This window comes from Flavobacterium sp. DG2-3 (assembly GCF_030730925.1).
Lineage (GTDB): Bacteria > Bacteroidota > Bacteroidia > Flavobacteriales > Flavobacteriaceae > Flavobacterium.
The window spans coordinates 81347-104286 of sequence record NZ_JAVAMB010000004.1; the positions used below are offsets into that span (position 1 = coordinate 81347).

Here is a 22940-nt window from a genome sequence, read left to right on the forward strand (position 1 = left end):
CGTAAAATACTGGTTTTGATTGGTTTTACTTTTGGGTTATTAATTTAAACTATAAACTTATGGAAATGAATATTCAACTTAAATCGTTAGCAGATAAAATAAATCAGCTGAAAAGTAAAATTGAAACAGAAGAATCTACAAAACATGCTTTTGTTTTGCCATTCATTCACATTTTAGGATACGATGCATTTAATCCGCTAGAAGTCGTTCCTGAATTTACAGCAGATCTTGGCTTGAAGAAAGGCGAAAAAGTAGATTATGCTATTTTTCAAAATGGAGAACCTATTATAATCGTAGAGTGCAAAAGCTGGAAAGAAAAACTAACAGTTCACAATTCTCAATTATTCCGTTACTTTCATGTTACAAAAACTCGATTTGCACTTTTAACAAACGGAATTAATTATCAATTTTTCACAGATTTGGACGATCAAAATAAAATGGATGAAAAACCCTTTTTAGAATTCGACATCTGCAACCTAAAAGAAAATACGATAAACGAAATTGCTAAATTTCATAAAGCGAATTTTGATGTAAATAATATTGTAAGCAACGCCAGTTCGCTTAAATACATTAAAGAAATTAAGAAGCTTATTAATGCTGAATTAGAAAGTCCTTCAAATGATTTTACAAAATTATTTGCCAACAAAATATATGCAGGAAGATTAACCGAAAAAGTTGTCGATGAATTTAAAGATTTGGTCCAGAAATCAGTTAGCCAATTCATTAATGATAAAATTAACGATCGTTTAAATGCTGCTTTAAGCAAAGAAACGATTAAACAGCAAGATGAAGAAATAACTTCTGTTGAAGATGACAACAAAGTGGTTACAACTGAAGAAGAACTTGATGGCTATCGAATAGTGGTTGCTATATTACGCAGAAAACTACCAATTGCTAGAATAGTGTATCGAGATACCCAATCGTATTTTGGAATATTGTTAGATGATAATAATAGAAAACCATTATGCCGACTTCATTTAAATAGCGGAAGAAAATATATCAGCCTTTTCAATAATAATAAAACCGAAACTAAAATTGCCATATCTTCTATTGATGATATCTATCAATACGAGAAAGAATTATTAGAAACTGTGGCGCTTTATGAAACAGAATTAAATCCCGTATAAGTACTTATTACAAAGAATTTAATTCTAATTAGATTTATCCCAGCTAAATGAGACAAAATGTTTAGCTTCTAACCAAACCCCATTCGCCTATGCTAAAAAATTACTCTCTTCTATTTGCATTACTATTTATATTTTCCTGTAAAAAAGCCAGCGCCCCTCCTCCTCCGCAGCCAGAAACAAGTTCGTTTTATAAAAATGTCATTACTGCAGATGACCGTAAAACCATCACCGCAGAAGAAGCCAAAACGTACCATGTCAATTCAACTTATAAATACGAATATAGAACGGGGCATCCAGGACATTATAAGTATAATTATCATGTAAAAGGAATAAACATTAAAGCCGATTCGGTTTTTGGAAACATAAATACGGAGGGAAAATACGGCGCAGGAATATTAATAACGGATACTGTGCCTGAACTAGAGATTAATACAGAATGGGTTTCTCACGGGAAACTCAAAGCTGTTGATAAAAAAGGAAACGAATATCAGCTGGTTGTTAAGTAATTAGATAATTTGTCAATTTGAAAATTAGATAATGCTTACTATTGTTTTTGAGTTTCTTTTTTTTCTTTTTTCTATCCTCTTTGCTCTTCACTCTTTTTTTAAATACCACATTATGAAATACACTTTACTCTTTTTATTTTTAATTCTAAGTTCTTTTCACCCCGTCGAAACATCCGTTTATATCTGCGGGCCGACGGGAGCTAAAAGATACCATTACAAAGAAACCTGTCGCGGATTATCTTCCTGTAGTCATGAAATCGTTAAAACATCACTTAAACAAGCTCAAGGTTTAGGCTTGACGATCTGCGGATGGGAAGATTAAAACGCCTTTATTTTGTTATTTAATTATTTGATAATAATCACTTTACAATAAATTCACATTAGTTTTATTAATTTGATATAAAACTAATCGTTATGAAATTCTTTAATCTAAAATTTCTAGTATCTTTCAAAGAATGGCTTTTTCTAAGAGCAATGCAATCTTCTTTCCTACACTAATAAACACTTAATTACAAAGGAAAAACCGATTGAATGAATAAAGTTGAAAGCTCATTTCTGAATAAAAACCAATTTGGCGAAGATTTCTTGTGGGGTGTGTCAACCGCCGCTTTCCAAATTGAAGGTGCACATGATTCTGACGGAAAAGGTTCTTCTATCTGGGACGTTTTTACTTCTCAAAAGGGAAAAATTAAAAACGGACATCATGCCTTAACTGCCTGCGATTTCTACAATTGCTATCAGGACGACATTAATTTAATTAAGGAATTAAATATTCCGAATTTTAGATTCTCTATCAGCTGGACTAGAATTATGCCAACTGGTATTCATCCTGTTAATCAGGCGGGTATTGATTACTACAACAAAATTATTGATTCACTTCTAGCTTCTGGCATCGAACCATGGATAACACTTTATCATTGGGATCTTCCGCATGCTTTAGAAGTAAAAGGAGGCTGGACAAACAGAGAATCTGTTTCGTGGTTTAAAGAATATGTGGAAGTCTGCGTACAATATTTTGGAGATCGTGTCAAAAACTGGATGGTCATTAACGAGCCTTCTGTATTTACGGGAGCTGGCTATTTTTTAGGCATTCATGCACCTGGCAAAAAAGGCATTACCAATTACTTAAAAGCCATGCATCACGTTACTCTGGCAACTGCTGCTGGAGCTAAAATAATTCGCGAACGAGTTCCTCATGCAAATATCGGAACTACTTTTTCATGCACGCATATCGAACCCGCGACAGAAAGTGCAAAAGATATTGAAGCCGCAAAACGTGTGGACACTTTACTGAACAGAACTTTTATAGAACCTATTTTAGGATTAGGATATCCGGAGAAAGATCTTCCTGTTCTTAAAAAACTCAATAATTACATTTTAGAGGACGATTTAAACAATCTAGATTTCGATTTTGATTTCATTGGTTTACAATGTTATACCCGAGAAGTGGTAAAATCTTCCATGCTTACACCTTATATTGGCGCCGAATTGGTAAGTGCCGAAAAAAGAAATGTAATTGCAACCGATATGGGCTGGGAAGTTTATCCGCCTGCCTTATATCATGTCTTGAAAAAATTTAATGATTATAACGGAATCCGAAAAATCATTATTACCGAAAACGGTGCCGCTTTTCCTGATACTGTAACAAATGGAAAAGTTCATGATATAAAACGAACACACTACATACAAGATCATTTAGAACAGATTTTAAAAGCCAAAGAAGACGGTTTAAATGTCGACGGCTACTTCGTATGGACTCTAACCGATAACTTTGAATGGGCCGAAGGTTATAATGCACGATTTGGCTTAATTCATGTCGATTTTGAGACACAAAAGCGCACGATCAAAAATTCTGGACTTTGGTTTAAGGATTTTTTATCCTAGGCTTATTTCTTAAACGCAAAGGACGCAAGGTTTTTTATCTTAAGTTACTTATAAAAAACGCAAAGTTCGCAAAGCTTTATCCATAAATAGCTTTGCGAACTTTGCGTTTATCTTTGCGTGCCTTGCGGTTAAAAACTTTTTAACGAACTCTATACTTGTAACTTTGTTTTAAGATTCCCACGTGAATTTTGCCATTATTTTTTAAATGAGCCGTAACCATAATATATTTTTCTTCTGGATACTTTACCTCAAAATTAAAAGTGGTGTCTTTAGCTTTTATCTGAAGCAAGTGTTTTCCTTCACCAGATGTTGATAGTCCAACTGTTTCGTAAGTAGGCAATGCTTCTGTTGCTTTCAAATTAATATCCTGCATTTTTTCTTTATCCAGAAATACTTCCAGTTTTAAATTATCCAATTTCATATTTGTCGGCTGTTCAAACGACACGACATATTTTTTACAGCCAAAAAAGCAAAAAACAATTAATAGTATTAGGAACTTTTTCATAAATAGTATTTTAAACTAAACGATTATCTAAAGGTAAATTTTATTTATAATTGTTTGCTAAATATAGACAATTTTTGTGCATTTCAGCTATCGAAAAAAAGTACATTTTGCTACTGGAGAAGTGATATTTCGCAGTTCAAAAAAAACTTTTTTTACTCAAAAAAATCGTTATTTTATTGATTTTTAGTTGTTTTATCAATATATTTTTCGTATATTTATAGTGTAAATAACCATTAATTATATGCCAAAAAACAAATTTTCTACATGCCTAAATTATCTTCTCAAAAATTATTATTTTACTTCTTCAAACATTTTATTTTTCAAAATGTTTTCAAGTTTCATTTCCGAAACTGCTTTTTCTAATCTTTTTTCTGCACCAGATATAAACACGCAGAAGAAATTAGAGCAACAGCTCCAACCGCAACCGTAATTATTTTTCGAGGATATATTTTCTGAACCATTTTTTTAGAAAACAAACTCGCAAAATCCAATAAAGAATTTTCTGTTTTAGAAACTTCTTTAGACTCTTCATGCCCATTATTCACCAAAACATTTTTTTCTATGCCATTATTATCGATTTCGACAGCAACCTCCCTTAAATTTTTAATCTGTTTTGCATCTTCAATTCTACATTTTTCATTAAACTTTTTAAAAGGTCGAGGCTGAAAATCGACAAGTATTGCGGCAAGATTTATGGCATCAATATTTGATGGATGCGTTTCGCCTTTAAAGAAGGTTTCAATTGGCCTAAACTTATCTTTCTGGTCTTTAAACTTATTCTTTTGAGTATGATTAAAATCTAAACAGAACAAATTCCGAAAAACATTTAAATCGTCTTGAGTCGGGTTATCTTCAAAAATAATCCAGCATAAGTCACGGAGTTTACCGCGCGACGGATTGTATAAAAAATCAAAATACTCTCCCTCTTTTTCGGTCTCGTATTTCATTTTAATTGCTTTAATATATTCTTCTAATGTATTATTCATCTTGCCTTTTTTAGGAACTTCTTTAGACTCATTAATTTTCATTTTTCACCAAAACAATTTTTATATGCCATTATTTTCGACTTCTCTGATTAACCCTTCTCAGCACTTTCAATTTTTATTCCAAAATCTATATTATTTCTATATTTTTTTTAATTGTTCTCAGCCAACTTTTGAAGAACTTTTTGCATCTATAATAATAAAGATTTGTTTAGAATTAAATAAAAAATTAATGTCAAAATAGGCGTCGATTTTTCGCTTTTACTGGGAATTCTTGGGAATCTCAGGAATACGTGGGAATTCTGGGAATCCCTTGTCAACAGTGGCCTAGAAACGCCTTTCCTTTGTATCAGAAATTAGTTCAAGTTTTGTCTGCAGACTAAAACAAAAATATAAAACTAGTTCTAATTAACATTGTGGAAAACCGTAAGACCGAGTTTATTCGGGAAGTATAAATTACGTCTTACCGTTCTACACGATCGACTTCCCAAAATCAAATTGGTATTGCTTTCAGAAGCTCTGAATATGATTCGGACGGCCATACCTATGTCTAATTTCTAAATTAAATTAAAATGAAAAAACTAATACTATTCATAGCTTTCGCGCTATTGTTCACTATATTTTCTTGTACTCCTGATGAGTTCGAGACTCAACCAACAAAAAAAGTTGAAAAACCTATTGATAAGGCACATGCTGGCCCTGGTGATCATTTACCACCACCACCACCGCCAGAAGAATAAAAATATATGTTTTTAGTGTTTAATAAATTACTATTTTCGGGGAAAGTAAATTTGTATGTTACGGTCCCCGTTTTTTTATTTTTTCATAGTGCTTTTTCTCTTTTCATGTGAAGAAAAAAAGTCTCTAAATCCTAAGACAGAATCTATACGAAAAGAGGCTCTGATCCTAAGGAATATGGCTATTGAAAACATTGACAAACAAAACTTCAACACCGCTTTCTACCAATTCAACAAATCAAAAAGACTATACGAAACCATAAAAGACAGTGCTAATATTTCCTATATACTGATTAGAATTGCAGAAATTCATCAGATCAATGGTGATTATTATGGCAGCAAAGAAATTGTAACTGAAGCATTGCCCTATATTAAGAAAAAAGGCGTTTATACTGCTAGCGTAAATAACATGCTTGGTGTTGCTGACAAAGAACTTTCTCTTTATGATGATGCTCTTTTTTACTATAAGCTAGCGGCAAATGAACATACTGATCCTCTATTAAAATTAGGTTCTATCCAAAATATGGCAGCTGTATATATTCAGCAAAAAAAATATGATAAAGCAATATTCATTTTAGATTCTGTTTCAAATAAAATATCCGAAAACAAAACTCAATTAAAAAGTAAAGCTACACGGTTAGATAATTTGGGTTATGCCTATTTTAAAAATGGAATGGCTGAAAAAGGATTGCATTTAATGAATGAAGGACTCCAAATAAGAAAAGAAACGAATGACAATTATGGAAGTATTGAAAGTTATTTACACCTTGCCGATTATTATTCCAAAATAGATCTTCAAAAATCTGATGAACATGCGCTAGCTGCTTACAATGTAGCTACAAAACTAAACAGTGTTGATGAGAGACTGGAGGCTCTTCAAATTTTAATTTCAAATGATAATTCTCCTAAAATAAATCAATATACCCAACATTACTTTTCTTTAAATGACAGCATCATTAAAGTTCGAAATAAGTTTAAAAATAAGTCTGCTAAAATTAAATACGATTCCCAAAAAGAAAAAGACGAAAATGAAAAGCTTCGTTTAGAAAAAGCAGAAAATCAACTAGCTTTACAAAGAGATAAATACCTAAAAATTGTATTTGGTATTATATCTGCATTTTTGCTCGTCTTAATAGCAATTTTGGTGCGTTATTTTAAAAATAAGAACAAGGCTATAGAATTTAAAACTTCATACAATACAGAAACCCGAATTGCTAAAAAAATACATGATGAATTGGCAAACGACGTATTCAATGTGATTGCTTTTACAGAATCACAGCCACTATCAGCGGAAACTACCAAAGAAAATCTTCTTCAAAAACTCGATGACATCTATTCTCGCGTGAGAGGAATTTCTAAAGAAAATAACAGTATTGACACTGGACTTGATTTTACACAAAGTATAAAAGAAATGCTTTCGACTTATCAAACCAAAGAACGAAATGTCATGGTCACCAATCTCGAAAGTGTGGAATGGGAAGTGATCGACGAAGTAAAAAAGATTACCATAAGCCGAATTTTACAGGAATTAATGGTGAATATGAAAAAACACAGTCAGGCCAATCTGGTTGTCATAAAATTTGACAGTGATGCCAAATCTATATTTATAAATTATATGGACAACGGAATTGGTTGCGAAAAAACTAAAATTGCAAAAAATGGCCTTCAAAACATCGAAAGCCGTCTAAACGCAATAAAAGGAAATATTGAATTTGACACAGAACCCGATAAAGGATTCCGTGCCAAAATAGAGATACCAAAACACACTCAAAGTAAAGTAAAAAAAATAGCAGCCGCGTTTTAAGCTATTTTTAGAAAACAAAAAAAGCCTTTCAGGAATTTACTCCCAAAAGGCTTCTTCTCTACAAATCAATTGGCAAAATTATTTCCATCCGCCGCCCAAGTCTCTGTAAACATGGACTGCAGCATTTAATTGTTCTTTTTTAGTATCTACCAATTCTAGTTTTGCTTCTAATGCGTCTCTCTGCGTCATCAAAACTTCAAAATAATCTACTCTAGCCGATTTAAACAAATCGTTTGAAACACTAATAGAGGTATTCAACGCATCAACTTGTTGTGATTTTAAATCGTAACTTTTTTGAAGGTTTTCGATTTTAGAAAGCTGTGTTGAAACTTCTAAATATGCGTTTAAGATTGTTTTATCATAATTGTATAATGCTTGAAGCTGTCTTGCATTGGCACTTGAAAATTCGGCTTTAATCGCATTTCTGTTAATCAACGGCGCAACAAGATCTCCCGCTAAGGAATACAAAAGCGATTCTGGCATTGTGAATAAATAAGATGGTTTAAAAGCTTGAACTCCAATTGCTGCAGAAATATCCAATGAAGGATAAAATTCTGCACGAGCTACTTTTACATCCAATTTTGCAGCTACTAATTCTAATTCAGCTTGTTTAACATCTGGACGATTCATTAATAATTGAGAAGGTAAGCCTGAATTTACAGCTGCCGGAAGCAAATCTGTAAAATTGGTTTTGTCTCTTTTAATGTCCTGTGGATAACGCCCTAGCAAAAAGTTGATTTTGTTTTCGTTTTCTTTAATTTTCTGCAAAATATCAAACTCTAAGCTTTTTGAAGTTAAAACCTCAGCCTGAAATTTCTGAACTCCCAATTCTGTTGCTCTAGCTGCTTGTTTCTGAATTTTTACAATTTCTAAAGCGTTACTTTGCAAAGCAATCGTCTGTTTTACAATATCCAATTGGCTGTCTAAAGCTAATAATTCATAATACGAATCGGCTATTTCAGCAATTAGATTGGTTACCACAAAGTTTTTACCTTCAACGGTTGCTAAATATCTATTTACGGCAGCTTTTTTAGAATTGCGTAGTTTTTTCCAGATATCTACTTCCCAATTCGCGTAAGCGGCAATCGTAAAATCTGGCAACGGATCTGGTGTTTCTACTCCTGGTTTTATTTCAGTTGTAGCATCACCCGCACCTTGGCTAGTATATCGACCTACTTTCTCTATTCCAGCGCCTGCGCGAATTCCAGCTGTCGGAAGTAATAATCCTTTTCTAACACGAATATCATTCTTTGCAATTTCAATTTCCTGCAAAGTCATATTCAGTTCCTGATTGTTTTTTAAGGCAACGTCAATCAGCTCTACTAAATTTTGGTCTTTAAAAAATTCTTTCCATTTAAGAGCAGACATATTCGTTGTGTCCTGCGATTTTACAGCTCCAAACGCTTCAGGAACTGGAGTGCTTGTACTGGCAGTTTCAGCTGCAGGGGTTTTACATCCTGCCACGGCAAGACATAAACCCAATGCAATACTGTATTGATATAATTTGATTTTATACATGATTGTTGTCAATTTCTTCTGTTAATGGATTTTCTTCTTCATGTTTTACCAACTTGTGTTTTTCTGCAATTTTGGCAAATATGAAATATAATCCAGGAATTACAAATACACCGCAAATAGTTCCGATAAGCATACCCCCTGCTGCTGCAGTACCAATTGTTCTGTTTCCAATTTTACCTGGACCCGTTGCAAAAGCAAGCGGCAATAATCCGGCAATGAAAGCAAATGAAGTCATTAAGATTGGACGGAAACGTGCTTTTGCTCCTTCCATAGCAGCATCTAAAACTGATTTTCCTGCTGCATGCCTTTGAATCGCAAACTCTACAATCAACACGGCATTTTTACCCAATAATCCGATCAACATTACCATGGCAACCTGAGCGTAGATATTGTTTTCTAATCCAGTTAATTTTAGTAAAAGGAAAGCTCCAAAAATACCCGCTGGTAAGGACAGAATTACTGACAATGGCAGAATAAAACTTTCGTACTGAGCCGCCAATACTAAGTAAACAAATCCTAAACAGATTAAGAATACCCAAATCGCTTGATTTCCTTGAGCTACCTCATCGGCAGAGATACCTGCCCAATCAATATCATAACCTCTTGGTAATTTTTCAGCCGCTACTTTCTGAATCACTTTAATCGCTGTTCCAGAACTGTAACCCGGAGCAGCAGAACCACTGATCTGTGTTGAGGTGTACATGTTGTGACGCGTAATTTCTGAAAGTCCATATACTTTTTCTAATTTCATAAAAGCAGAATACGGAACCATTTCATCACGGTCGTTTTTCACATACAGTTTCAAAATATCATCTGGCTGAGCGCGATATTCTGGAGAAGCCTGAACGATTACTTTGTAGTTAATACCGAACTTAATAAAACTGATTTCGTAGTTACTTCCCACAAGAGTTGACAAACTATTCATTGCATTTTCGATAGAAACCCCTTTTTGCTGCGCTAAATCATTGTCTACTTTCATCATGTATTGAGGGAAACTAGAACTGTAGAAACTAAATACATTCGATAATTCTGGCTGTTTATTCAATTCAGCAACAAATTCATTGTTTACCTGCTCTGTTCTTTTGTAATCTACGGTACCTGTTTTATCTAAAAGACGAAGTTCAAATCCTCCGGCAGCACCATATCCTGGAACAGCTGGCGGTTGGAAGAATTCGATATTTGCCCCCGCAATATCTTTACATTTTTCTTCCATTTCATGCATAATTTCCAGAACAGATTCCTTTCTATCACTCCAATCTTTAAGATTGACCAAACAAGTTCCAGAGTTTGCTCCCGTACCTTCAGATAAAATTTCGTAACCTGCTAACGAAGAAACCGATTTTACTCCGTCAATATCTTCAGCAATTTTCTGAACTCTTTCGGCAATATTATTTGTTCTTTCTAATGAAGAACCTGGAGGTGTTTGAATAACCGCATAAAACATTCCCTGATCCTCATTCGGAATAAATCCTGAAGGAACGGTACTGCTTATAAACCAAGTTCCAGCACAGAAACCCAGAAGTGCCACAATAGTCACTACTCTTCTATCAATAATTTTAGCTAACAGATTTTGATATTTTCCTTGAGCTAAATTGAATTTTTCGTTAAACGCATCTATAAATCTATTGGCAGGCGTTTTCTTTTTAGGCTGACCGTGATTGTTTTTCAGCATCATTGCACAAAGCGCCGGTGTTAAAGTCAAAGCCACGATACCCGAAAGAATAATAGCCGTTGCCATAGTAACCGAGAACTGTCTGTAGAATACTCCAACTGGTCCTGACATAAACGCAACTGGAATAAATACCGCCGCCATCAAGAAGGTAATCGCAATAATTGCTCCTGCAATTTCGTGCATGGCTTTTTTAGTCGCTTTAAATGGCGAGAGATGTTCTTCTTCCATCTTGGCATGGACGGCCTCAATAACCACAATCGCATCATCGACGACGACTCCAATCGCTAATACTAATGCAAATAGTGTAATTAAGTTTAATGATATATCGAAGAATGTCATAAACACAAACGTTCCGACTAAAGAAACAGGTACTGCAATTGCTGGAATAACGGTCGAGCGCCAGTCTCCTAAGAAAAGGAAAACTACTAAACCTACCAGAATAAAAGCTTCAACCAAAGTGTGAATTACTTTTTCGATAGAAGCGTCAAGGAATTTAGAAACGTCGTATGAAATTTCATAATTCATTCCTTTTGGAAATCTTTGTTTCAGTTTTTCCAGCTTTGCTTTTACTTCTTCAATAACTTGATTCGCGTTACTTCCAAAAGATTGTTTTAATACGATCGCTGCAGATGGTTTTCCATTCAAATTAGAATAAATATCATACATCGAACTTCCAAATTCAATGTTCGCAATATCTTTCAAACGTAAAAGTTCTCCGTTCGGATTTGCCTTTACTACAATATTTCCGTATTGCTCTTTCGTTGTAAAACGTCCTGAATATTTCAATACATATTCAAATGCCTGAGAACGTTTACCAGAACTCTCTCCTGTTTTACCTGGAGAAGCCTCTAAACTTTGGCTAGATAATGCTTCCATTACCTCGTCTGCAGAAATTTTATATGCCAGCATACGATCTGGTTTCAACCAAATACGCATCGCATATTCACGTGTTCCTAAGATGTCACCAGAACCAATACCGTTTACCCTTTTTAATTCAGAAAGTACGTTGATATCGGCATAGTTGTACAAGAACTTCATGTCGGTATTTGGATCTGTACTGTAAAGGTTCACGTACATCAACATACTTGGCACTTCGCGGGTAATTTTTATACCTTCACGAATTACCAAAGGAGGAAGTTTATTGGTTACAGAAGCCACACGGTTCTGAACGTTAATCGCCGCCTGATTCGGATCTGTTCCTAAGTTAAAAACTACTTTGATTGTAGCTTCTCCGTCGTTTCCTGCATCAGAAGCCATATATTTCATTCCTGGAACTCCATTTAAGGCTCTTTCTAAAGGAATAACAACCGCTTTAACCATCAGCTCACCGTTTGAACCCGGATAATCTGCGGTAACATTCACCATTGGAGGTGAAATGGTCGGGAATTGTGTAATTGGTAAATTTAAAACCGACAATACCCCTAAAAAGACAATAATCAGCGATATCACTATCGACAGAACAGGTCTTTGTATAAATTTATTAAACATTTCGTATATTTTTTAATGATTAATCAATACAGCCAGTATAATTTTCAGCATTCAACTGAACACTAAAAACTGTAAACTGAACACTGAATTACTCTGCTTTTAAGCGTAAGTGATTAATTACTTCTTTAGGAGATTCGTAATCGAATTTAATTTTGTCGTTTTCTTTTACTTTCTGAACACCTTCAAGCAAGATTCTGTCATTTTGTGTAAGCCCTTTTTTGATTACATATAAATCAGGAATTTCACCCGTAATGGTAATTTCTCTTGAAGTTACTTTATCGTCTTTGCCTACTATAAAAACATACTTTTTGTCTTGAATTTCGTAAGTTGCTTTTTGCGGAATTACAACAGCATTTTTAAGCGGAACATTCATTTGAACCTGTCCTGTTTCTCCGTTTCTAAGCAATTTTCCAGAATTTGGGAATCTTGCTCTAAAAGCGATATTTCCAGTTTCGTTGTTGAATTCACTTTCGATAACTTCAACATTTCCTTTATCTTTAAAAGTATCTCCATTAGCTAAAACCAGCGACACTTTATTATCAGCACGGTCTTTAACATTCGTCTGATATTGAAGATATTCTGGTTCAGAAACGTTGAAATAAGCAAACATTTGGCTGTTGTCTGAAAGACTTGTCAATAATTCGCCTTCGTCAATTAAACTTCCCAATTTTAAAGGAATACGGTCGATTGTTCCGTCAAACGGAGCTCTGATTTCTGTGAATGATAAATGAAGTTTTGCTAATGAAACTTCAGCTTTTGCTGATTGCAGTTTTGCCTGAGCAACGCTCAATTCGTTTTTAGAAACGATATTTTTGTCTGCCAGCAATTTAGCATTTTGCAATTCGATTTCTGCTGATTTTTGTTCTGCTTGCGCTTTTAATAATTCTGCCTGATACATGTTTGGCATAATTTTAAACAACAGCTGGCCCGCTTTTACAAACTGCCCTTCATCAACGTATATATCTTGTAGAAACCCTTTTTCTTGGGCGCGCAGTTCAATATTTCGAACTGATTTTATTTGAGAAACATAATCTTTTGTAAACGAAGTGTCAATGACAACCGGATTGGTAACGGTAAATTTTTCAACTTCTTCTTTTTCTTCTTTTTTAGATGTACAGCTCGTTAAGCACACCAAGGCCATTAAGCCTGTGAACACAATGATTTTTTTCATGATTTAGTTTGGAAATTAAGCGATTGAATGCTTTTTGGAATGAAAATTCCTTTTGGATGTTAAAATGCATCAGTCAGCCTAGTCCAGACCTTAACTTTCATATAAGCAGAAGTAGAAAATATACAACAGCAAGATACGCAGAGATCAAAACTCAGGTAACCGATGTATACTGTAAAATCAAATTCTTAATACTCGTTGAGTAATGTAGATAGGATTTGAATGCCCGAAAACAGGCGTAGAAATTTTTAAACGATTAGAATCATTCGCTGCAGACTGATCTGAAAGTGCCAGATACAAAGCGTCTACCAAACTATACGAAGCAACAAAAAACTTGTTCGTAAGTGTATTAACATCATCTCCTCCTAAAAGGTCTTCTTCTAGATCAATATCTGTAGCTTCTTCAATTGTTGAAGTTCCACGATCCTGATTGGTAAATTTTACTCTGTGCTTTTGAAGATGATGATGAGAATGAGGACCAAAAGTATTGGCATTCAAATATTGGCCTCCGCCAAACAGAAGCATATTCATGAATACTAAAAATACAATTAACTTTCTCATTTCGGTGCGAAAGTAATAAAAGAATCGAAAGAAAAAAAGATTTTTTAACAAGCTTTAACAATTGCTAAAAGCGAAAACGTTTTCAGTAATTAAACAGATGAACATAAGAAAACAAAACTTGTTTTTTAAGGTCATAAACAACTGCAATTCAAAAAATTAAATCAGTTGAAAAAACTGTAATTACAGATCTATTTCCATGATTGTAAATTCCTGACCTGCTTTGATAAATGTTTTGTGAGTATCTGTAAGTCCGATTTTTTCGTAAAAAGACTTTTTATTGCTTCTGGCATTACACCATACTTTTTGTATATTTTTATTTTTTGCAAATTCCAAAATATGCTTTAAAAGATAAGAAGCAATTCCTTTTCCCTGATACTCCTCAAGAGTTGCCAATTTTCTAAACTGCATTTCTTTTCCTTCAATAAAACAGGAAACAATAGAAACTAATTTATCTTCTTCAAAGACTCCAAAATGATATCCTAATTCGTCTTCTTCAAGCTGTACAAATTCGAAAGGCTGATCTGGCCACATTACTTCATGTCTGATCTGCCAAGTATCGGATGCTTTTATTGTTTTAATTTCCATTTCGATGTATTAAAGATCTTCAAAAATAATTCTTTTTGATTGGATGGAGAAAAGTAAAACAGAAATCTCGATACAATTAATTTCCAAAACTTTACAAAAAAATAAATCAGACAAATCATTCAATTTTAATCTATTATGATTATTTTTATGTCACCAAAATCAAATAAGATCCCGTTATGAGAAAATTATTTTTAGCAGCATTTTTATGTATTTGCGCCAATGGATTTGCACAATTAATACAAATTGGACCTCAGATTTCGACGAATATTACTTCTGTCGATGCAAAAAATTTCAGCTCCGACCATACTAATACAGGAATTGGCTTTGCCGGTTTTGCACGAGTAAATCTGTTGCTTTTTTATGCTCAGGGCGAATTTGGGTATGCCAAAAACAGTTTCAGCGTTTATCAAGATGGTATTGGAGAAACCGAGTTTAAATTGGCTGGGACAGATGCCACATTAATTGCAGGATACAAACTTATTCCGCTTGGAAAACTCGGAAATGTGAGACTTTTTGTAGGCTACAACTGGAAAAATTATTCTGATATAAGTTCTAGCAACAATTTAAATTCTATAGCATTCGAAAAAAATAATCACAGCGTGCTTGGAGGAGTTGGAGTTGATGTCTGGCGATTTACTTTTGACGTAAGATATCTCGCCGGATTGACAGATATAGATGCTTCTGACGGTGAAATTAAAACTGGAGTCACCAACTTATCGGTAGGATTTAAATTCCTATAGAATATAAAAACATAAAAAAGGGAATCGATTGATTCCCTTTTTTGTGCCTTATTTAAATCTTAACGTAATAACTTTCTTCGTTATTGGTTTTGATTCTCTCTATTCCTTCTTCTGTTTTAATGGCTACATTAATAACATGAAGTACATTGGATTTTTCATCAATATCGCAGTTCCAAATTGTTCCGTCTGAAAGAATAATTTCTGAAAATGGAGATACCATACATTTAGCATCATTATAAACTAAATTTTCTGTTTTTAGAAGTTTCTTTACTTTCGTTTTTTTATCGACTTCATAAAACAATATCTCATTTTCTTTAATTTCAACTACTTCGTCAAAAGTAGACTGATCATTACTGTTTGATTGAGCCGAAGACCATACAGGCTGGTTCCCTGTTTTTTTCCAATTTCCAATTGCTTGGCTCATAATTTCTTTTCTTAAAAGCTCGCGTAAAGTGTCTACTTTTTTGACAGCTTCTTGCCCTATTTCATTCTCTGGTTTAATCTTCGCAGCCAAAGAAAATAAATCGATAGCTTTTACAAAATCGGCTTTTTTGTAGTAAGAAACAGCCAATTCATATTTGTTTTTTTGAAACGCGGTTTTTTGATCGTTCTGGCCAAAAAACTGAAAAGTAGTTAGCAGAACAATCACAACAAATGTCTTTTTCATTAAATCTTGTAGGTTTTTTTTTGTTTTTGCAAACATAAATTATTTTGCACAATAATCTTTACGGTTTTCCGTATTCTTGAATGTTTTTAATTATTATAAACAAAAAAACGCCACTTCGTCAAAACAAAGTGGCGTTTTAAAATATTTATTAAAATTAATTCAATTATTTAACATGTAAGATATTATTTTCCGGCGTTGCATCCATAAAAATTCCACCATCAAGCTCAATTTTTTCTATTTTTTTTGCGCTTTTCAAAATTATTCTGGCTATTTTTTGATTTTTCTCCCAAATTGCCGGAGTTTGATGAACAGTTGCTTTAGATTTATCAGCGTAAGTAATCACAACATCAAACGGAATTGCAAAACCTCCAATGTTTTCTACTGTTATAACTTTTTTATCAGCAGAATAATCTTTTACAGCAATGTCTAAATAATTGTTGGTAAAGAACCAATTATTAAAAAACCAATTTAAATTCTTTCCTGTTGAGGTGTTAAATGCATTAAAATAATCCCAAGGAATTGGATGTTTTCCGTTCCAGATATCCATGTAATCGTGCAGTGCCTTTTTGAATACCTCGTCTCCAAGCATATCTTTTAAAGCCAAATAAGATAGAGAAGCTTTTCCATAAGAATTATTGCCATAGCCTGCACCCGAAACTTGAGTCGACATTGTAATTATAGGCTGGTCTTCCTCTGTAGAACGATCATTGATATAGCCTTTTACTCTAAAATTTTGATAAAACTTATCTGCTGCTTCTTTACCGTGTTCCGCAATTCCGATTAAATATTCGAAAGTTGTTGCCCAGCCTTCGTCCATAAAAGCATAACGTGTTTCATTAATTCCCATATAAAAAGGAAAATAAGTATGCGCTACTTCGTGATCCTGAACCAATTGCGCAAAAACAGGATCGTCCATTTGCGAATCGTTACACATCATTGGGTATTCCATGTCTGCAAAACCTTGAAAAGCCGTCATTTTAGAAAACGGATACGGAACTCCAGGCCAATTGTTAGAAAACCAGTCTAGAGCATATTGATTGTTTTTTACCGAATTTACAAAATCGGTTCCCTTAACATTGTAAGCAGCTTGAACACTTGCACGACGATTTGTTTTTTTGTCAACCACCACACTGCTGGCATCCCATAGATAATGGTCACTTAAACCAAAAGTCACATCGGTAATATTTTTTGCTTCAAATTTCCAGACATTCCAATCGTACTGTTTGGTTACGATACCGCTTTTCATTTCTTGTTCGTTAGCGATATGCAAGATTTCATCTGTGGTATATGATTTCTTTAAGCGTGAAGCAAATTCAGGCTGTAAAACCTCATCAGGATTTAATAAATCTCCTGTTGCATACACCACATAATTTTTAGGCGCTTTAACAGAAAAAGTATAATCATTAAAATCGTTGTAAAATTCTTGGCGGTCTGTGTGCGGCAATCTATCCCAGCCATTATAATCGTCGTAAACTGAAACACGAGGATAACTGTACGCTACAAAAAATGTTGTCTCGTCGATCTGCCCTTCTCTACCGCTTTCTTTAGACAAAGGATAGTTCCACTGAATATTGATAATGGTTTTTGAATGTGGAAAAATCGGTTTTTGCAATTTTACGTTTCCAACCGTTCCCCAGTTTTTCGCGTCTTCTTTGTAGACTTCATTTTCTATTTTTAAGGAAGTAATCGTTAATCCGTCGCTTAAAAAATCGTTGCTCACTTCACTGCCTCTTGGAGAAGAAGGTTTATGAAGATTATTTACAAAACGGATAACTAAGTTTTTCAGGGTGTCTTTACTATTGTTTTCGTAAAGAATGGTTTCTGTTCCTGTAACCAATCTTGTTTTGGGGTCAACCGAAATTTCCATATTGTATTTTCCTCGGTTCTGCCAGTAGTTTGCGCCAGGTTTTCCGTCTTTAGAACGAGTTCCTTTTTCAAAGGCTTTTTTTATATTTCTTGGCATATAAAGTTCTTGGGCAAAACTATTTTGGGCGAAAAGAACAAATGCTATTAATGCAAATTGCAAAAATTTCTTTTTCATAAATGATACTTAGGTCTTTAAATTGTTTTTTAGATAACTATTAGTGGAGATTTTTTTTAGAATGTTACAAAGTTAATTATTAATTGTGAATGCTCAATTGTGAATTATGAATGTATTAAGACTAAAAACTTAGAAGCTAAAAAAGAAAAAACGTCTGTCACCAAAGCAACAGACGGCATCTACAATTAATATATAACCTTGATGACTACAAAATATAATCGGTATTAATAAAATTCGATTCTTTGCTGTTAAGCAATTCCTGCAGAATCTGATTATTATAATCGATATCTTTTGAAGCTACAAACGTACGAATTGAGAAAGAACGCAAAGCATCTGGAATACTCAAGGTTCCTACAGCAGAATCTTTTCTTCCTGTAAATGGGAAAGCATCTGGCCCTCTCTGGCAAGAACTGTTGAGGTTTACTCTGCAAACTAAATTTACAAGCGAGTCAATAAGCGGCGCCAATGTTTTAATGTCTTTTCCGAACAAACTTACTTGCTGTCCGTAATTAGATTCTGCCATATCATGAAGCGGTTCTTTGATATCGCTGAAAGAAAGCACAGGAACCACTGGTCCAAACTGCTCTTCGTGATACACTCGCATTTCTTTGTTTACCGGATATAAAACAGCTGGGAAAATATAATTTTCTGTATGTTTTCCTCCTTTTTCATTGATGATTTTCGCTCCTTTAGAAGTTGCATCATCAATTAAACCTTGAATATATTTTGGTTTATCTGTTTCTGGAAGCGGTGTTAGAGAAACTCCTTTCTCCCATGGATTTCCATAAACCAAACTGTCTACTTTTTCAGCAAAACGTCTATTGAATTCTTCTCTTACAGATTCGTGCACATACAATACTTTTAGAGCCGTACAACGCTGCCCGTTGAAAGACAAACTTCCTGTAATACATTCCTGAATAGCCAAATCTAAATCGGCATCTGGAAGAATAATCGCTGGATTTTTGGCCTCTAATCCTAAAATCAAACGCAATCTGTTTTTGTTCGGGTGCTGATCTTGCAAAGCAATAGCCGATTTACTGTTTCCAATTAATGCCAAAACATCAATTTTTCCAGATTTCATAATCGGAGAAGCTACTTCGCGTCCTCTTCCGTAAACAATATTGATTACACCTTTTGGAAAACTGCTTCTGAAAGCTTCTAATAATGGCGAAATACATAAAACGCCATGTTTAGCAGGTTTGAAGATTACGGTATTCCCCATAATCAAAGCTGGAATCAGCAATGAAAAAGTTTCGTTTAACGGATAGTTGTAAGGTCCAAGACACAAAACAACACCAAGAGGTCCGCGGCGAATCATGGCGTTTACACCTTGTACTTTTTCAAAGTGCGAACTACGTCCATTTAATTCTTTGTAACTTGCAATAGTATCGTAAATATATTCTACCGTTCTGTCAAATTCTTTTTGCGAATCTCCCAATGATTTTCCAATTTCCCACATCAAGTATTTTACTACTTCTTCGCGGGTTTCTTTCATCTGGCGAACAAAATTCTCCATAGCCTTAATACGATCGGCTACTTTCATCGTTGGCCATAATCCTTGTCCCATATCGTAGGCAGCAGTTGCTGCTTCGACAACTTCGGCAGCTTCTTTTTCTGCCATAAACGGAATAGATCCTAATAAAGTCGGCGTATATTTTTCTGTTGAAGAAATAGTTGAAAACACAGGTGTGGTTTGCCCTGTCCATTGTTTCAATTCTCCGTTTACAAGATACGTATCTTGGTTTATCAGACTATTTATCTGATATTCTTCTGGTATAAAACTCATAATTAATTTGGTTTGTTAATAGTCTGGTAATTCTATTTTCAAAAGAAAAAAGAGGCTTTTTTATTGCCTCTTCTTCTTTTATGGTTGTACTGTTTCTCCTTCCCAATCTAGGATTCCTCCAAGCAGATTGTAGGCGTTTTGAATACCCAATTCGTTCATGATCTGACATGCTTTTGCACTTCTAGCTCCAGAACGGCAGTATACGTAATAGTTTTTATTTTTGTCTAATTCTTCGATTTCATAGATAAAAGCCTGCCCTTTATTGATATCAATATTAAGCGCGTTCTCGATGTAGCCGTCATTAAATTCGTCTTCAGTTCTTACATCAAGTATAACTGCATTTTCGTCAGCTTCTAACTGAGCAACCCAATCTTCTTGTGATAAATTCATAGTAAAATGTGTTTTTGTAAAATTACGACGTTTCTATATATAAAAAACGTACCAAATGCGATTTCGATTATTATTCTCAGAAAACGTTTTAGAGAAACTATTATAATCAGTGTTTTACAAATTTAGTTACTATTTTTAAAAATTCAGCCTACAAAATCGATAGAAAATAGGATTTTTTCATTTACATAAAATTAATCCGAAATCTAGTTTTATGGCAATTATTACCAATTCAAACCATTATCTTTGCAAACAAATACAATTTTTAATTCGATTTTGATAATTTTTTTCGCCACGAATTGCACAAATTTTCACAAATTATTTTTTTGAAATTAGTGTATTTGCAGTAAAAAAGAATAACATTTTAAAATATTTTTCGCCATCAAATTCACAAACTGACACTAAATTAATTCGTGAAAATTTGTGCAATTCGTGGCAACAAAAAAAGAACAAATGCAGCATTCCTTAAAAACCATATTTCCTAATTTCTCCAACGAACTTATTGCTACAATTGAAGAAAATGGAAGTCTTCAGAATTTTGAAGCCGGAACAGTTTTAATGCGTACGGGACAGTACATTAAAAATACTGTTTTGATTATTAAAGGAAAAATCAAAATCTATCGCGAAGGCGAAGACGGCGGAGAGTTTTTATTGTATTATTTACAGCCAGGTCAGGCTTGCGCTATTTCTATGATCTGTACTGCAAAAAGCGAGAAAAGCCAAATTATGGCCAAAGTTGTAGAAGATGTATCTGTAATGATGATTCCATTGCAATCAATGGACAAATGGATGATGGAACATCGCTCTTGGTACGAATTTGTAATTGAAACATATCGAAGCCGTTTTGAAGAAGTTCTCGAAGTCGTTGATAATATCGCTTTCCGTTCTATGGATGAAAGATTAGAATTCTACTTAAAAAGACATTCTGATGCTTGTGGATGCTCTGAAGTTAATCTATCGCATCAGGAAATTGCAACGGAACTAAATACTTCAAGAGAAGTTGTTTCCCGTTTACTCAAAAAAATGGAACAGCGCGGTTTGGTTAAACTCAACCGAAACCAAATTGAGTTGCTTAATTTTTAACCATTAAGGCATTAAGAAAATTAAGATTTGCGTTGTCCATATTGACTCAAAAAAGGTTAAGAATATTAAGCTTATGCACCTTAATTTTTCTTTAATACTAGAAGATTAAGTCGCAGCATTACTTAATTAACCTTCAAAAGAAAAATTAAGACAAAGTATTACTTAATTTTCTTAATGTCTTAATGGTTAAATAAAATACTTCTGTGATAAATGTTACTGTAGGTTTCTAATTTCCGAAGCAACTTTGCATCAAAACAAATGCAATGGAATATTTAGGGTATTTTGCCTCCATCATAATCGGAATAACACTTGGCTTAATTGGCGGTGGCGGTTCTATTCTAACTATTCCAATTTTAGTTTATTTATTTAAAGTAAATCCCGATCAGGCTACTTCTTATTCTTTATTTATTGTCGGATTAACGGCAATGTTTGGAAGTTTCAGCCATTATAAAATGGGGAATCTGAAATTAAAATCGGCTTTATATTTTGCTTTTCCTTCTGTTATTTCGATTTTAATAATTCGCGAAGTTATATTTCCGCAAATTGCTGCGACTTTATTTTCTGTTGCTTCTTATACGGTTTCAAAAGATTTTCTGATTATGATTATCTTTTCTATCCTGATGATTACGGCGGCCATTTCGATGATTAAAAAAAATCAGCCCGAAATAAAATCAGCCGAAACCAATTATTCACAACTTAGCTTTATCGGTTTTTTGGTCGGAATCGTAACGGGTTTTCTAGGCGCGGGCGGCGGATTTTTAATTATTCCTGCTCTGCTTTTTTTCGCCAATCTGCCCATGAAACAAGCCGTTGGAACTTCCTTATTAATCATTACTATAAATTCGTCAATAGGTTTTGCAGGCGATTTGTACATCGGAACACCTATAAACTATACTTTCTTATTAAGCGTCTCTGCAATGGCCTTAATCGGAATGTTTATTGGAAGCCAGCTTTCTAAAAAACTTGACGGCGCAAAATTAAAACCATTATTCGGATGGTTTGTCCTTATAATGGGTTTTTATATCATTGCCAAAGAAGTATTGTTTTAAAACTTAAAAGTGCGTCAGTGTACTTTTTAATTTGAATATTTTTGAATTTAGTTTTCACTTGTAGAGTAATCTTTGTCAAAGTATTGAACTTTGACAAAGATGAAACTAAAACCTTTTTAAAGTTCTCCAAATTTATCTTTATAGCGTTCAAGCTCAATTTCGGTCCTGTTCAGCAGTTTTTCCAACAGTTGAATTTTATCTTCATAAAGTTCTTTTAAAACCGAGGTATTGTCTGCATTAATTAAAATACTTCCGTTATTGTTTCCTGTAATTTTGTTGTAGTTATTAAAGTATTTATCGTAATCAAAACTAATTATATCCTCTACACTGACATCTAAAATCCGTCCTATTTCGACCAATTTTTCATAACTCAAAGAAGTTTTTCCTTTCTCAATTTTACTGTAACCTGCTTGAGTCACACCTAATCTTTCTGCCATATACTCTTGAGTATAATTTTTTAACTCTCTAATATTTTTGATTTTGTTTTTTATTGTTGTGGCCATATTCTTTTCTGATTTGGGGTCATGTATAGTCAAAACAGCCAGCCGTTACATTATAACGGCATAACTATACTTATTTTTGGGTATTCATAAAGCTACTTCATAATGAGAACAATATGACTTAGCGTTTCGTTAATTTTTTCTTTCTG

General features: G+C 33.8%; 21 protein-coding genes. 9 read left to right on the forward strand and 12 right to left on the reverse strand.

Translation table 11 applies throughout. The features are described 5' to 3' along the window. Window positions 1-65 precede the first annotated feature (65 nt). The 4 genes from Q9Q97_RS07760 to Q9Q97_RS07775 all read left to right on the forward strand — a co-directional run bounded on the left by Q9Q97_RS07760 (window position 66) and on the right by Q9Q97_RS07775 (window position 3517). Window positions 66-1127 (forward strand): type I restriction endonuclease, encoded by a 1062-nt coding sequence (locus tag Q9Q97_RS07760; RefSeq protein ID WP_371878208.1) that lies wholly within the window; start codon window positions 66-68, stop codon window positions 1125-1127. Between the two features lie 89 nt (window positions 1128-1216). Continuing rightward, on the forward strand, window positions 1217-1633 hold the full coding sequence (locus Q9Q97_RS07765; RefSeq protein ID WP_306155991.1) for a hypothetical protein: 417 nt from the start codon (window positions 1217-1219) through the stop codon (window positions 1631-1633). A gap of 112 nt (window positions 1634-1745) precedes the next feature. Beyond that, complete coding sequence (locus Q9Q97_RS07770; RefSeq protein WP_306155992.1) at window positions 1746-1955, forward strand: hypothetical protein; 210 nt, start codon at window positions 1746-1748, stop codon at window positions 1953-1955. Window positions 1956-2164: 209 nt separating this feature from the next. Next, window positions 2165-3517, forward strand: coding sequence for a GH1 family beta-glucosidase (locus tag Q9Q97_RS07775; protein WP_306155993.1), 1353 nt, complete (start codon window positions 2165-2167; stop codon window positions 3515-3517). A 139-nt stretch (window positions 3518-3656) separates the two neighbouring features. Here the strand turns inward: Q9Q97_RS07775 and Q9Q97_RS07780 are convergent, their stop codons facing one another. Further along, window positions 3657-4022: a hypothetical protein gene (locus tag Q9Q97_RS07780; protein ID WP_306155994.1), complete on the reverse strand. Its 366-nt coding sequence runs from the start codon at window positions 4020-4022 to the stop codon at window positions 3657-3659. 359 nt (window positions 4023-4381) lie between these two features. After that, complete coding sequence (locus Q9Q97_RS07785; RefSeq protein ID WP_306155995.1) at window positions 4382-5008, reverse strand: hypothetical protein; 627 nt, start codon at window positions 5006-5008, stop codon at window positions 4382-4384. A 569-nt stretch (window positions 5009-5577) separates the two neighbouring features. Here Q9Q97_RS07785 and Q9Q97_RS07790 point away from each other — a divergent pair. Further along, window positions 5578-5745 carry a hypothetical protein gene (locus Q9Q97_RS07790; RefSeq protein ID WP_306155996.1) on the forward strand — a complete coding sequence of 56 codons (168 nt, stop codon included), beginning with the start codon at window positions 5578-5580 and terminating at the stop codon, window positions 5743-5745. Between the two features lie 175 nt (window positions 5746-5920). Continuing rightward, a complete protein-coding gene (locus Q9Q97_RS07795) occupies window positions 5921-7546 on the forward strand; it encodes an ATP-binding protein (RefSeq protein ID WP_371878209.1) in 1626 nt (541 codons plus the stop codon). Window positions 7547-7624: 78 nt separating this feature from the next. Here Q9Q97_RS07795 and Q9Q97_RS07800 read toward each other — a convergent pair whose 3' ends face one another. From Q9Q97_RS07800 to Q9Q97_RS07820, 5 genes are all read right to left on the reverse strand, one after another. After that, entirely contained in the window at window positions 7625-9064 is a 1440-nt protein-coding gene (locus tag Q9Q97_RS07800; protein WP_306155998.1) for a TolC family protein, read from the reverse strand. Then, window positions 9057-12224: an efflux RND transporter permease subunit gene (locus Q9Q97_RS07805; RefSeq protein ID WP_306155999.1), complete on the reverse strand. Its 3168-nt coding sequence runs from the start codon at window positions 12222-12224 to the stop codon at window positions 9057-9059. The genes Q9Q97_RS07800 and Q9Q97_RS07805 overlap by 8 nt, the downstream gene beginning before the upstream one ends. Before the next feature lie 88 nt (window positions 12225-12312). Beyond that, window positions 12313-13395, reverse strand: coding sequence for an efflux RND transporter periplasmic adaptor subunit (locus Q9Q97_RS07810; protein WP_306156000.1), 1083 nt, complete (start codon window positions 13393-13395; stop codon window positions 12313-12315). A gap of 177 nt (window positions 13396-13572) precedes the next feature. Continuing rightward, a complete protein-coding gene (locus Q9Q97_RS07815) occupies window positions 13573-13953 on the reverse strand; it encodes a hypothetical protein (RefSeq protein WP_306156001.1) in 381 nt (126 codons plus the stop codon). Window positions 13954-14133: 180 nt separating this feature from the next. Then, entirely contained in the window at window positions 14134-14538 is a 405-nt protein-coding gene (locus Q9Q97_RS07820; RefSeq protein WP_306156002.1) for a GNAT family N-acetyltransferase, read from the reverse strand. A gap of 176 nt (window positions 14539-14714) precedes the next feature. On the opposite strand from Q9Q97_RS07820, the gene Q9Q97_RS07825 reads away from it, so the two are divergent. Next, entirely contained in the window at window positions 14715-15278 is a 564-nt protein-coding gene (locus Q9Q97_RS07825; RefSeq protein ID WP_306156003.1) for an outer membrane beta-barrel protein, read from the forward strand. Between the two features lie 52 nt (window positions 15279-15330). Here Q9Q97_RS07825 and Q9Q97_RS07830 read toward each other — a convergent pair whose 3' ends face one another. From Q9Q97_RS07830 to Q9Q97_RS07845, 4 genes are all read right to left on the reverse strand, one after another. Then, a complete protein-coding gene (locus Q9Q97_RS07830) occupies window positions 15331-15945 on the reverse strand; it encodes a tetratricopeptide repeat protein (RefSeq protein ID WP_306156004.1) in 615 nt (204 codons plus the stop codon). Window positions 15946-16108: 163 nt separating this feature from the next. Further along, entirely contained in the window at window positions 16109-17986 is a 1878-nt protein-coding gene (locus Q9Q97_RS07835; RefSeq protein WP_306156005.1) for a M1 family metallopeptidase, read from the reverse strand. 205 nt (window positions 17987-18191) lie between these two features. Beyond that, on the reverse strand, window positions 18192-19772 hold the full coding sequence (locus Q9Q97_RS07840) for an NADP-dependent glyceraldehyde-3-phosphate dehydrogenase (RefSeq protein ID WP_306156006.1): 1581 nt from the start codon (window positions 19770-19772) through the stop codon (window positions 18192-18194). A gap of 78 nt (window positions 19773-19850) precedes the next feature. After that, on the reverse strand, window positions 19851-20162 hold the full coding sequence (locus Q9Q97_RS07845; protein WP_306156007.1) for a rhodanese-like domain-containing protein: 312 nt from the start codon (window positions 20160-20162) through the stop codon (window positions 19851-19853). A 450-nt stretch (window positions 20163-20612) separates the two neighbouring features. Between Q9Q97_RS07845 and Q9Q97_RS07850 the strand changes: the two genes are divergently transcribed. Together Q9Q97_RS07850 and Q9Q97_RS07855 are read left to right on the forward strand one after the other, a co-directional pair. Next, window positions 20613-21242, forward strand: coding sequence for a Crp/Fnr family transcriptional regulator (locus tag Q9Q97_RS07850; RefSeq protein ID WP_306156008.1), 630 nt, complete (start codon window positions 20613-20615; stop codon window positions 21240-21242). Window positions 21243-21505: 263 nt separating this feature from the next. Beyond that, entirely contained in the window at window positions 21506-22291 is a 786-nt protein-coding gene (locus Q9Q97_RS07855; RefSeq protein ID WP_306156009.1) for a sulfite exporter TauE/SafE family protein, read from the forward strand. A gap of 116 nt (window positions 22292-22407) precedes the next feature. Here Q9Q97_RS07855 and Q9Q97_RS07860 read toward each other — a convergent pair whose 3' ends face one another. Beyond that, the gene (locus Q9Q97_RS07860) at window positions 22408-22794 is read right to left on the reverse strand and encodes a helix-turn-helix transcriptional regulator (RefSeq protein WP_306156010.1); all 387 of its coding nucleotides are present in this window, start codon (window positions 22792-22794) and stop codon (window positions 22408-22410) included. Between the last annotated feature and the right edge of the window lie 146 nt (window positions 22795-22940).

Coding starts and splice junctions, on each gene's coding strand:
- Q9Q97_RS07760 (WP_371878208.1), top strand. CDS start 66: ATGAATATTCAACTTAAATCGTTAGCAGATAAAATAAATCAGCTGAAA.
- Q9Q97_RS07810 (WP_306156000.1), bottom strand. CDS start 13,395: ATGAAAAAAATCATTGTGTTCACAGGCTTAATGGCCTTGGTGTGCTTA.
- Q9Q97_RS07840 (WP_306156006.1), bottom strand. CDS start 19,772: ATGAGTTTTATACCAGAAGAATATCAGATAAATAGTCTGATAAACCAA.
- Q9Q97_RS07835 (WP_306156005.1), bottom strand. CDS start 17,986: ATGAAAAAGAAATTTTTGCAATTTGCATTAATAGCATTTGTTCTTTTC.
- Q9Q97_RS07795 (WP_371878209.1), top strand. CDS start 5,921: ATGGCTATTGAAAACATTGACAAACAAAACTTCAACACCGCTTTCTAC.
- Q9Q97_RS07785 (WP_306155995.1), bottom strand. CDS start 5,008: ATGAATAATACATTAGAAGAATATATTAAAGCAATTAAAATGAAATAC.
- Q9Q97_RS07850 (WP_306156008.1), top strand. CDS start 20,613: ATGCAGCATTCCTTAAAAACCATATTTCCTAATTTCTCCAACGAACTT.
- Q9Q97_RS07780 (WP_306155994.1), bottom strand. CDS start 4,022: ATGAAAAAGTTCCTAATACTATTAATTGTTTTTTGCTTTTTTGGCTGT.
- Q9Q97_RS07825 (WP_306156003.1), top strand. CDS start 14,715: ATGAGAAAATTATTTTTAGCAGCATTTTTATGTATTTGCGCCAATGGA.
- Q9Q97_RS07800 (WP_306155998.1), bottom strand. CDS start 9,064: ATGTATAAAATCAAATTATATCAATACAGTATTGCATTGGGTTTATGT.
- Q9Q97_RS07860 (WP_306156010.1), bottom strand. CDS start 22,794: ATGGCCACAACAATAAAAAACAAAATCAAAAATATTAGAGAGTTAAAA.
- Q9Q97_RS07830 (WP_306156004.1), bottom strand. CDS start 15,945: ATGAAAAAGACATTTGTTGTGATTGTTCTGCTAACTACTTTTCAGTTT.
- Q9Q97_RS07805 (WP_306155999.1), bottom strand. CDS start 12,224: ATGTTTAATAAATTTATACAAAGACCTGTTCTGTCGATAGTGATATCG.
- Q9Q97_RS07790 (WP_306155996.1), top strand. CDS start 5,578: ATGAAAAAACTAATACTATTCATAGCTTTCGCGCTATTGTTCACTATA.
- Q9Q97_RS07855 (WP_306156009.1), top strand. CDS start 21,506: ATGGAATATTTAGGGTATTTTGCCTCCATCATAATCGGAATAACACTT.
- Q9Q97_RS07820 (WP_306156002.1), bottom strand. CDS start 14,538: ATGGAAATTAAAACAATAAAAGCATCCGATACTTGGCAGATCAGACAT.
- Q9Q97_RS07815 (WP_306156001.1), bottom strand. CDS start 13,953: ATGAGAAAGTTAATTGTATTTTTAGTATTCATGAATATGCTTCTGTTT.
- Q9Q97_RS07845 (WP_306156007.1), bottom strand. CDS start 20,162: ATGAATTTATCACAAGAAGATTGGGTTGCTCAGTTAGAAGCTGACGAA.
- Q9Q97_RS07770 (WP_306155992.1), top strand. CDS start 1,746: ATGAAATACACTTTACTCTTTTTATTTTTAATTCTAAGTTCTTTTCAC.
- Q9Q97_RS07775 (WP_306155993.1), top strand. CDS start 2,165: ATGAATAAAGTTGAAAGCTCATTTCTGAATAAAAACCAATTTGGCGAA.
- Q9Q97_RS07765 (WP_306155991.1), top strand. CDS start 1,217: ATGCTAAAAAATTACTCTCTTCTATTTGCATTACTATTTATATTTTCC.